This is a genomic window from Scytonema hofmannii PCC 7110 (assembly GCF_000346485.2).
Classification (GTDB): Bacteria; Cyanobacteriota; Cyanobacteriia; order Cyanobacteriales; family Nostocaceae; genus Scytonema; species Scytonema hofmannii.
In genome coordinates, this window is sequence record NZ_KQ976354.1 from 290,314 (window position 1) to 300,052 (window position 9,739).

At 41.4% G+C, this 9,739-nt stretch carries 9 protein-coding genes and 1 pseudogene; 3 read left to right on the forward strand and 7 right to left on the reverse strand.

From position 1 onward, the window contains the following. Positions 1 to 353: 353 nt before the first annotated feature. The 3 genes and pseudogenes from WA1_RS59255 to WA1_RS01315 form a co-directional block, all read left to right on the forward strand. Positions 354 to 491 (forward strand): annotated as a pseudogene (locus WA1_RS59255) (GNAT family N-acetyltransferase); the annotation flags it as partial. 7 nt (positions 492 to 498) lie between these two features. Beyond that, positions 499 to 996 carry a hypothetical protein gene (locus tag WA1_RS01310; RefSeq protein ID WP_066613328.1) on the forward strand — a complete coding sequence of 166 codons (498 nt, stop codon included), beginning with the start codon at positions 499 to 501 and terminating at the stop codon, positions 994 to 996. Positions 997 to 1,097: 101 nt separating this feature from the next. Continuing rightward, positions 1,098 to 2,519, forward strand: coding sequence for a WGR domain-containing protein (locus tag WA1_RS01315; protein ID WP_017749241.1), 1,422 nt, complete (start codon positions 1,098 to 1,100; stop codon positions 2,517 to 2,519). 32 nt (positions 2,520 to 2,551) lie between these two features. Here WA1_RS01315 and WA1_RS01320 read toward each other — a convergent pair whose 3' ends face one another. The 7 genes from WA1_RS01320 to WA1_RS59265 form a co-directional block, all read right to left on the reverse strand. Next, a complete protein-coding gene (locus tag WA1_RS01320) occupies positions 2,552 to 6,253 on the reverse strand; it encodes a caspase family protein (protein WP_017749240.1) in 3,702 nt (1,233 codons plus the stop codon). 265 nt (positions 6,254 to 6,518) lie between these two features. Next, positions 6,519 to 7,142 (reverse strand): hypothetical protein, encoded by a 624-nt coding sequence (locus tag WA1_RS01325; RefSeq protein ID WP_017749239.1) that lies wholly within the window; start codon positions 7,140 to 7,142, stop codon positions 6,519 to 6,521. Between the two features lie 270 nt (positions 7,143 to 7,412). After that, positions 7,413 to 7,718, reverse strand: a complete 306-nt coding sequence (locus WA1_RS01330) for a hypothetical protein (protein ID WP_017749238.1) — start codon at positions 7,716 to 7,718, stop codon at positions 7,413 to 7,415. Between the two features lie 13 nt (positions 7,719 to 7,731). Continuing rightward, positions 7,732 to 8,436, reverse strand: coding sequence for a cadmium resistance transporter (locus tag WA1_RS01335; RefSeq protein WP_017749237.1), 705 nt, complete (start codon positions 8,434 to 8,436; stop codon positions 7,732 to 7,734). A gap of 39 nt (positions 8,437 to 8,475) precedes the next feature. Further along, positions 8,476 to 8,655 carry a hypothetical protein gene (locus WA1_RS54515; RefSeq protein WP_148662588.1) on the reverse strand — a complete coding sequence of 60 codons (180 nt, stop codon included), beginning with the start codon at positions 8,653 to 8,655 and terminating at the stop codon, positions 8,476 to 8,478. Between the two features lie 134 nt (positions 8,656 to 8,789). Next, entirely contained in the window at positions 8,790 to 9,197 is a 408-nt protein-coding gene (locus WA1_RS59260) for a DUF1003 domain-containing protein (RefSeq protein WP_017749236.1), read from the reverse strand. A gap of 10 nt (positions 9,198 to 9,207) precedes the next feature. Then, on the reverse strand, positions 9,208 to 9,453 hold the full coding sequence (locus WA1_RS59265; protein WP_017749235.1) for a DUF1003 domain-containing protein: 246 nt from the start codon (positions 9,451 to 9,453) through the stop codon (positions 9,208 to 9,210). Between the last annotated feature and the right edge of the window lie 286 nt (positions 9,454 to 9,739).

Consider the following 9,739-nt stretch of genomic DNA (forward strand, 5'->3'; position numbering starts at 1 on the left):
CCCTGGAGTTGCCGATCGCGAGGGGTCTTTCAAATAGATTGTATCGAATTGTACCACAAAATTTTGAAAATATACTGTAAATAAATATTTTTGAAGAATTACGGAATGGTGGCATTTCATTTTGTAGGTAATTACAGACAAATAAAAACGGGGTCAACCGATGAAAGGTCAATATCTTAAATCTGGAAAAACCCCACAACTCAATAACTTTTTAATTTATTAACTTGAAAATCTTTATAAGAATTCAGACCGCACTACTTAATAAAGTAATGCGGTATTATAATTTTTGATATAATTGAAAACTTAGGTAAATATTACTTTAAGTTTTTTACAAAGTTGTGTTTTTACAATAAGGTAGAGTTGGTTTACATTCTTTACCAGGGTATGAAAAGTTTTATGACAATCGGGGAATGTATGATTTAGGTCTCGATGAAGATTTAGATGAGCTAGTATATTTCGAGTATGGAATTTGGCGTCAACGCTTACCCTGAGGTGAAAATGGACAACCTAAAAGAACAACTCTATTCAGTCTCCAGTCCTCTCGACTTATTAGTTGACTCTAACTATATGTCGCAGGCAATAGCAGACGAAGGAGAAGTTGGAGGCAACATCGGTGCCGGATTGGACTGGGGATTGCTTATGGGTTCATTATTATCCGATTTACCCCTACTTGGACGCCTGACCACTCTACGTATATCGCTTAACCGTGAAGCACGACTAACTATCGAAGCTCTGAATTTGGGAGATGGAACTAAACAGATAACACGAACGGCGAGAGCGTGTATAAAAAATAGATTGTTGTCCCCGACAGAAGCAGCTATTCCTCATATAAAAGCTGTCTTGTTACAAGATAATTTATATACCGAAGAGTATATATCTAACAGGCAAGTTTTAAAATCTTTACTTAAAGAACTTCTCACAGATTCCGACAGAGAAGAAATCGCTACAGCAGGAGCTAGTTTAATCCGCACACAAATTCTCTCTCAACTGAACTAGCGGCTGTTGCTTACAAAGATCTAGGCAAAGCAAAAGATGCAACTTTTGAAGACTTTCAATCTAAAATCTAAAATCTAAAATCTAAAGTCCAAAATAGTCTTATGCCAGAAGAAAAGACATATTTAGAGTTTTCAGACGCTAATGGAGGCTCCCATAAGTTTTATGAAGTGTTAGTTCGAGATAACGAATTAACGATTCGTTACGGTCGTATTGGCGATTCAGGACAAACTCAAACGAAAACTTATCCCACTCCAGACAAAGCTAAAGCGGAAGCTAGTAAGAAGGTTAAAGAAAAACTCAGTAAAGGCTACGAACTAGCCGTCATGGGTGTTCGCCAGAAACGTCCCGTGACGCGCCGTCAAGTTACCAGTACCACCTCCACAGCACTCCAAGCTCCAATTCTTTGGAAGTTTGCTTCCAATTCAGCAGCTTTTGGGATTTTCATTGATGCTAAACTATGCTGGATGGGGAATCAAGATGGTCAAGTTTTTGCGTTGAATCATCAAGGTAAAGTTGTGAATCGGTTTAAGCTTCCCGATGGTGTTAAATGCTTAGTTGCTGATGATGTTTGGATTTATGCTGGCTGTGATGATGGTAATGTTTACGACTTGACTGGCAAATTACCACGTCTTAGTTACAAAATAGATGAGAATGTGGATATTTTTTGGTTGGATATTAAAGATGGTTTACTAGCTGTCTCTGATGCTAGTGGTGGTGTAACGACAATTGACCATGATGATGAGTCACAGTGGACTCGTCTCAGTCAGGGGGATGATGGTTGGATGGTGCGCTGCGACGAATCGAGAATCTATCACGGTCATAGTAAAGGCATAACTGTGTACGATCGCTCTGAAGGACGGATGTTATGGCATCAAAAAACTCAAGGTAGTGTATTATTTGGCTGGCAAGAAGCATCAGCTGTCTATGCAGGGACAAGCAACCATAAAGTCTACTGCTTTAGTAAAGACGGGGAAATTGGTTCAGTCTACAAATGTGATGCAGCAGTTTACTCTTGCGCTACTGCTCTTAACGGTCAGTATGTCTTTGCTGGAGACAACAGTTCCTCTATTTACTGCTTCAATCAGGGAGGAGAACGTCTTTGGAAACTCTCTACTGGGTGCGGTTCGGCTTTATCCATGCAGTTTCTCGATCGCCGTGTTTATATTGTGACTACAGATGGTTATTTAGCTTGCATTGATACAAGTGAGACTGCGATCGGATCTGCTCAAACTGGTACAGTTCCAGAAACAGCAGTTATTCAAGCACCACTAGGTGAAGGAGATGCACCATCTGCTGTTTTAGAAAGTACGACAGATACAAGCTCTGGAGTAATTGTTGAGTGCTTTAGGGAAGGAACTAAATTGAGAGTTCGTGTTGTTTCTCCGGGATACAATTCCAATTGGAAAGTGCAATTTCCAAAAGATATCCGTATTGAGGGTGAGCGTTACCTTGTTCAAGAAATACGCGAATCTGCTAGTGGCGGATTTTACCGTGCTTATGGTGATATTCAAAAATTAGTTTAGCTTAACTGTCTCAAACCTTAATTTAATTGGTATCATTCCCGTAGATTCTGGCTGGGTTGAGTTTGATGAATAGGTTGAGTGTTGTTGAATTGCTTCAATACCTGTAAGCTGAGAATGGCAGCTACTAATGCCCCAAACAACCTAAAAATCCACCATTTCAATGGTTTCTTTTCTGGAGAATCATTAATATTATTAACTACAGTATTTTCTGCTTCAGTGCTTGTACTTGCAAAGTCAGATGTGTTTTGTAGGGCTTGAACTATTGCCTGAGAGAGCGCAGTTAACCCCACTGACTCAGTAAAGTAACCGAAGCGATCGCAACCTACTTCTTGAATTTGCGGTTGTGAATTTCTCTCCATACTGATACTTTTTATACTTTTTACTGTGACGGCGATGTCATTGGGTTGACTGAAAAAAGGCACTACTACAGCTTTACGAAATAATTTTTGCATGAGCCGTTCTAAGGGACTTGAATTTTGATTGGCGTCTGCTTTCAGAGCAGAGGGAATAATAGATGCATTCCCAGCAATAATTGAGTAAGGTATTTTCGGGTCGGGGCTGGCTGCTAATTTTTGCAAGAACTGAGAACTGGGATGCATCTGCTCTAAGGAAATATCAACGGTTTCCATCCCATCAGCAAATTTGTTAATTGCCTTGAGCAACATCCCGATTGCTGATGCTGACCAAGTAAATTCTGACAGATCATTTAAACCAATGCTTAAGGTAGCTAATGCCCAATCTTGAACTGTAGACCAAGGAACGCCAGCATTGGGTGTACCTACCATAATTAAATGCTGAACGACCTGGTTACCTCCTTCTTGCTCAATAAACCAACGAGAAACCAACCCTCCCATTGAGTGAGCGATAATGTGCAAAGTTTTCCCGCGATCGTCCCCTAAACCTACAGCTTGGAGTTTCTGCTTCAGGAATCTGGCATTCTGTTCAATTGAGATATTCAAATTCTCATAATCATAAGTGAGAACTAGGTCATACAGTTCAGCAAGCGGTTTTTCGACTCCATCGACTTCAACCTTGGCTGAGTGCATACTGGAAACCCAGCTTTGACTGTTACCAATCATACCGTGAATATACAGGACTATTCGCTTGGCTTGGGCAACCCGCATCTTGACTTGCTCAATTTGTGTTGTGTATTCTACAACTCCTTCTGGAGTGACATCCGCTACCGCCAAAATTGGGTCATTAAACTCCAACCCCAGTTGTTGAGACACGACTTTTTGGAAGAAAATCCGAATGGAACCTCCCAAGCTGCGGCTACCTTCACTTATTGGTTCCGTTAACCGTTCCAATAAAATCTCTGTTTTGCCCTCTGGGGTTGTACAAGCACGTCCCAAGGGAAGGAAAAATTCACCATCGTAGCTAATGGGTAACAGTTGCTCGTTGGATGCAAGGGGTATATCAACAATGACTTTCAGGGGATTGTTAGGTGTAACAATTGATGGGTTTTCGACCTCAGTAAATTCCAACACGCTCAATCCGGGGTCAGTTCCCCGACTAGTAGTGAACTGGAAGGGCTGAACTCCCGGATGGTCTGCCCGCAGTATTGTTGGTAACATATGGTTGCCCAAATCGCGGGTTGATTGGGTGACTGTGGTCAAACGTGCCTTGGCTCTAAATTCAGAATGTGCGTATAATCTAACGTCTTCTCTCAGAAAAGCCGACTCGTCCCCTCTGGGAATAGGAGTTGTGTGCAGAGGACGCACGGTAGTCATGCTAATTTGACTAGTTACCCAATCGTCATATATTTCGTCTTCTTCTGGTCTGCTGCGGAGATCGCGAGATGGAATTCTTTGCATTAAGCGGTTTAGGGTACCATGACCGCGACGGGGTGTAGGCGAAACCCGTTGGGGTAGGTCAAGTTCCGGTTGTTCGAGCAAAGTCGCATCAAATTCTGTCGTGCAGACAATGAGTTTGAGAATATCTTTAACTTCCGTAATCCCTGCGTTCTGCCATAGTTGTTTTGGAACCGATGGATAAATTGGATTTCCTCGATTTACCGATGCTTCATCTCCTACTTGTCCGCTTGGTTGTAACCAAATTCCTCCTCCATCTAACAACTCAGCTGTGACTGCATAACGATCGTTCAAATCAAGCAGGGCGCAATAAAGTGGTTCTTGAGTGGTATTTTTCAGCTTAATTTTAAATGTGGGCTGTCTCCACTTGCCATTTTCTTGTTGATATTCTAAGCGAATTTGAAGATCGGACAATGGTTGCCCATTTTGCTGGTAAATCAGCATTTCTACGGCATCAGGACGAATCCGGCTGGTGGCTGGGCTGGAAAGTTCAGCGATATTCATCCAACGGGTAATGTGTTCTAATCGTTGGATCGCCTGCAAACTTGTGGCGTTGGTGTAACCTAAAATTGGAGCAACTAAGGGACGGTCGTCTGCTGGTCGTGTAATTAAATATTTATCATCACGGGCAAGTAATTTAAACTCGGCAGTTTCAGGTGTTGCTACTTCCCGGACGTAAAGTGAGGGTTGATTGCGTGCAGCAGTGAGCAGGGTGGCATGAGCTAATTCTACTCCTGCAAGTTCTCCTTCTAAGAGAACTCCTTTAGATGGTAGGGGCAGACTGGTGACCACTGCTTTTAACGTCATTTCCGGATTTAAATCCCCGACGCCACTTATTCTTACTTGACTCAATTGTGGCATCACTTCCAAGATTGTTGCTTCACCTACTGCCGTTGATAATTGGCGAAGTTCCTCTGTGGGTGTGTCAAAGGGAAATAATGCAAGTATCGTTGTCTCATCCCCAACTGGTTGAGAAATGCCATGAACAGCACCGCCATCGATCGCCCAGCCGTAGTTTCTATCATAAAAGACAGTAAAGTAGGGTGTACGGTGAGCGATCGCACCTCCCAAAAAAGGTTGGTCTAAGTCACTCAACTCCGTAGCTTCGATTTGTGGAGATTGTGCATCAACTTGACTGCGAACTAGGGCATTGGTACGCTTAAATAAATCTCTATAACTCAGGCTGCCATTGGCTTTCTTTAAAGTATCTATTAAAAAGTAAGAAAATGCTCCCCTTGGTTCCTCATCCACGTAGTATTCTTTCGCTGTCTCACTATCCCGACAAGCAGCCAGGACGATATGTTTTCCTTTTGGGAAGTTCCAACCACTGGGATTGTTTTCCGGGCTAAGGGTAGCCGAAAGTTTATCGGCTTCACTCAAGGAGAAAATAAAACTATCCAAAGGACGCTTGCGTTTGTCAGTGGAGGTTTTACGAATTGCTGTTTCTCCTTCTAGATCGCCACGGGTGCCAGAACCGGAGTGACAGCAGTCTAAAATGATGGCAATGTGAGTTTTTTTTTCGGCTACCTCAGCGATTAGCTTTGCTAACTCCTTATCTGCCAAGTCCCAGCCTCCCAAACAGCGACTGTCATAACAGACTAAAGTTTCATCCAGTCGGTCTGGCTCGATAGCCCAAAACTCCTGTGGTGCTTGCTCTTGGCTACCATGCCCTGCATAGTAAAAGAAGGCAACATCTTCACAACTGGCTTGACACAAATGCTGCCTAAAACCATCAATGACAGCCTGACGGGTAGCATCTTGATTTAAAAGCGTGCGAATATGAAGTTGATATCCATCTGTAGTGACCCGTCCTTGTAAATATTCTTGTATTGCTAGAATGTCGTTCACACAACCATTTAAAGGCGGAACAGGCTCAATGTATTCATCAATACCTACTAGCAGAGCATAGATACTACGGGTCATATCTTATAGCTTAGTGGTTTGTAATTGTATGCATACATTAGAGACGCGATACGTCTAGAACTCAAGTATTGACAAAAATTTTATTATGTGCAGTATATAAGATTTTGATTTGAACTGTTTTTCAGATGCATTACTTTGTCTCAATTAGAGCTTTCAGGTTGAGAATACATACACAATGTGAGAAACTGGCGAGAATATTGTAAATTTATATAAACTCGCCGTTTACCAGGATTAAATCCACAAAAGTTGAATTATGCAGGCAAAATTAGTCAATCAGTTGTGGAGTGGGAATTTGGGTATCAATATATGCTTGAGATAGCGTAGGGATTGACCAGGTACCTTCACCAGCCTTGTATACTTTAGCAGGTTCAACATTCAATTCAATTGCACCAGTTGCAGGGTTGACTTTAGCAACAGATTGTGTACCATCAACAAACTTAACGGCGATGGGTTCAGCCAACTCTTGTGGTTGAGCATTCGGGCTGAGAGCTACCTGAGTCTGAGCAGGCAAATAGATGCCATCACAATCCCAATCATCATCAGTGATTTTTCCTGCTCCTAAATAGTAGAGCTGAGTTGGAGATTTTTTTGGTTTATTGGCATATACAGCTAACGTCTTTCCAGTTTGATTGCGGCATTGTGCTCGTTTCGTCGCTGTTTCGATGATATTTTTCTGTAACTGTAATTGTGCCAGTCGTGTCTGAAATTCTTCGGGTGTATAGCCTGCTTGCTCTGGAGCATTTTGCACTCTCAGAAGTTCATTCAGCCCCTGAGTAACCTCAGCATAGTCAGCACCCTTGGTGAAATTTTTACCTGCCCAAGAAGGCTGAGCCATCACCAAGTTCACGATAAACACAACAGCGACAAGAACAATTTTGATAAACTGCATATTTTTCTCCTTTGTTTGACATGAGTATGGGTTCTGACAAAAAATGTGATGGGGAAGTTGGATGTTGCTTCATCCTTCAGTCAGCGACGGGAAATGCTTTTTTACATACTTTTGGATGAATTTTATTAACTTTTTAACTTAAAACATGGGATTTCGGTATTAATTTTACTACACTTGTGATGACTTTACTTTAAACTAGTGAATCAAGAATAACAAATAGTTTTAGTTGTTGATTGCATAAATTTAATTGATGAATTATTCAGTAAATCTTTAAACTTTCTCTTGAATAGGGTGAAACTTCTCCAGCTTGTTTGGATTTACCCAACGATTGATAAATTCGTGGTTTTTGCGGATTTTGATTTGTACTTGCTTGTCGCTTAACTTCACGACTTCAGCAGGAATTTTGTGAACTTCATCAAAGTCGGCACGAGCTTTGTAAAGCCAAATGACTTTCTGTCCTACTTCAAAATCATCAGCATCTTTAACCAAGGAAGGAGTTTTTGCCCAAGAGGGGAAAGCGATGACTAGGTTCAGCACAAGCACTAAGACCACTAAAAAGACTCGAAAAAGTTTCATGGTTTTTTAAGGATTACAAACTTTGAGTTTTGAATTTTGAATTTTGAATGGTTTTGATCAGTCCCATTAAACTCAAGCAAATAGCTATTAAGGTAATTGGAGTTAGGGAGGCACTATCTAAAATAATAAACACACCCAAGCCTATCAAGACAAACGGTACAAGATTATTACCATAGCGGTTTAGGAGATTAGCGATCGCAGGTTTGCAGGTAAGTTTGTACGTTAGAGTACACCAAACACCAACCAGTAATAAGAAGACTGCAATAATGACTAACAGATCCCCAAGGGTAGAGTGAGCAAACAATGGCATATAAATTCCCACATTGTCACTGCCATTAGCGATGGTAATAGCTGCCACACTATAAGTTTGGGGAGACAGGAAACCAACAAAGGCAGAAGAATGAGTCAACTCGGATTCTGACTGACTTTGAGATGGTGAATCGCTGTCTGGATTGAGCAGACGATTTAGTCCAATGGAGATCGGGACTAAACCTAGCAACCCAATCCATTGGGATGGTACAACTAAACCTCCGAAAAAACCAACTAAGCTGGCAACCACCAAAGTACAAAAGCCCAGGTACTGACCAATGACAATGTGCCGACGCCGGAATGTTGCATTTACCTGCGAAAATAACAGTGTCAGGATAACTAAATCATCCAAGTTTGTGGCTGTAAAAGCTGTAATTCCAGTAGGGATAGCGGTAACAAGTGAGTGCATTTCTATTTCTCCTCAATCTTCTTGCTAGCGATGTCTGAGCTAGATGTGGTCTATATCTGCAAAGACTTGTGTTTCACAGGGCTTTGGGCATTGGCTATCATCTCTTTCAAACTTTTTTCTGCCATCAATGCCCTCAGCAGAACTGTCTTCTTCAAGTGCAAAGGCTATAATTACACCCAGAGAACGGACTTCATCAAAGTAAATATTCTTTTTTCTCAAAATCTTTAAGAGAGTCTAGAGCCTAACCTAAAAACGTATCGATTCGGTGTAACATTACGATTCTCATAGCGATAAGCCGGGTACGGCTTGCGCTTCGCGATCGCAGGGATGAAACAAGTACTGGTGGCTCAATCTTACCAACGAATCAACTCTTCAGCCACTTTGCGATCGTCATCTATTTGTTGCTCAACACTCGAAAGCTTATTATGGGAAGCTGACTTCAGGAATTTGTGATTGGTTTGAACATTACTTCCTTTGACTAAATGGACTTTAACCTCTTGAGATTCAGTCACTAAAGCGACTTTCATCTCATTCAGAGCTTGTTGTTGCTCTTTGATAATTTGTGTTAGTTCGTTTAACTTTTGAGCGTGAAATTCATCCAATTTTTCATGCAACAGTTCAATATTTTGTCCGGCTCTGAGATTCACTTGGTGGTCAATTTCAGCATTTCTGCGATCGGTATCAGATTGGCGATTCTGACTCATCAAGACTACAGGGGCTGTGTAGGCTGATGCAAAGGAAAACACTAAGTTCAGCATCATGAATGGTGACTCATCCTTTGTGAGGTACTCCAGGCATAGCATTCAAACCTACCCATCCTGCCAAAATTGCACTTTGACTAATGAGAAATCCCCAAGAACCTACTTGGGAAGCTAATTTATCTGCAAGGCGCTGTCCCCTCGTCAATTCTTGAGTTGGTGTGTTTTGGGTTACCGATCGCTCTTTCTCCACAACAGAGGAATTTTGAACGGCTTTTGTATCAACAGTGTTTGATAATGTTTTCTTTGTCAGCTTCATCTTGCACCTCGGCGTTTTTCTTGTGTTTTACCTTATGTCTCTTAATGTACGCCGACCCAACGATAAGAGCAAATACTCTTTGTTTTCAAAACGATAGATAAAATTGATGGTGCAACTTTTGCTCAAGGCTAGACAGACTGTTTCTCTTTTTGACCTCAAGCAAATTATAGCGTTGCTAAATATCCAGTCTGCATAAGTAGGACAATTTATTGTATCGACGACCACCTGTTTTGGTATTATCAATTGACAGTTTTTTGGAATGAAAACCAACAAATAAAGATAAAAT

Bases quoted from the DNA above. Each gene is read 5' to 3' on its own strand.
- WA1_RS01335 (WP_017749237.1), bottom strand. From the start codon at position 8,436: ATGCACTCACTTGTTACCGCTATCCCTACTGGAATTACAGCTTTTACA.
- WA1_RS59265 (WP_017749235.1), bottom strand. From the start codon at position 9,453: ATGAAGCTGACAAAGAAAACATTATCAAACACTGTTGATACAAAAGCC.
- WA1_RS59260 (WP_017749236.1), bottom strand. From the start codon at position 9,197: ATGATGCTGAACTTAGTGTTTTCCTTTGCATCAGCCTACACAGCCCCT.
- WA1_RS01315 (WP_017749241.1), top strand. From the start codon at position 1,098: ATGCCAGAAGAAAAGACATATTTAGAGTTTTCAGACGCTAATGGAGGC.
- WA1_RS01310 (WP_066613328.1), top strand. From the start codon at position 499: ATGGACAACCTAAAAGAACAACTCTATTCAGTCTCCAGTCCTCTCGAC.
- WA1_RS01320 (WP_017749240.1), bottom strand. From the start codon at position 6,253: ATGACCCGTAGTATCTATGCTCTGCTAGTAGGTATTGATGAATACATT.
- WA1_RS01330 (WP_017749238.1), bottom strand. From the start codon at position 7,718: ATGAAACTTTTTCGAGTCTTTTTAGTGGTCTTAGTGCTTGTGCTGAAC.
- WA1_RS01325 (WP_017749239.1), bottom strand. From the start codon at position 7,142: ATGCAGTTTATCAAAATTGTTCTTGTCGCTGTTGTGTTTATCGTGAAC.